Origin of the sequence: Vibrio sp. 10N.222.46.A1 (genome assembly GCF_041473595.1) — a bacterium.
Taxonomy (GTDB): Bacteria; Pseudomonadota; Gammaproteobacteria; order Enterobacterales; family Vibrionaceae; genus Vibrio; species Vibrio tasmaniensis_A.
The window spans coordinates 1-359 of sequence record NZ_JBFRSN010001032.1 but is presented as its reverse complement, the minus strand read 5'-3'; the positions used below and the strand labels follow the sequence as shown (position 1 = coordinate 359).

1 protein-coding gene and 1 pseudogene are annotated in these 359 nt (G+C 45.1%); both read right to left on the bottom strand.

Annotated features, from left to right (window positions below):
* On the bottom strand, window positions 1-211 hold a 211-nt coding region (locus AB4496_RS23380; RefSeq protein WP_372132141.1), incomplete at its 3' end, for a response regulator.
* Window positions 212-244: 33 nt separating this feature from the next.
* Window positions 245-359 (bottom strand): annotated as a pseudogene (locus AB4496_RS23375) (PAS domain-containing sensor histidine kinase); the annotation flags it as partial.

Genomic DNA, 359 nt, shown 5'->3' with positions numbered 1-359 from the left:
GCTTGATGTTTCTTAGCAATGCTAAACCGCCCATACCGGCCATCTGTACATCAGAGACCACGATATCAACAGAGTTTGATTTCAATTTTACCAGAGCATCTTCCGCACAATCCGCTTCCAGCCATTCGTAACCAGCAAGCGCGAGTGTATCGACAAGGGCTTCGCGTAGACCTTCATCATCTTCGACGATTAACACTTTGCTTTGAGCCATAGGATTCTCCAGTGTAAATTCAGTTAAAACTTATTAGTCTTCAGAAGAAGAGCTTCTTTCCAACGGTAGACACATGGTAAAGCATGCGCCGTCACCCTCTTCTGATATCAATTCCAGTCGACCTTCATGTGCTCGGCATACCATTTGT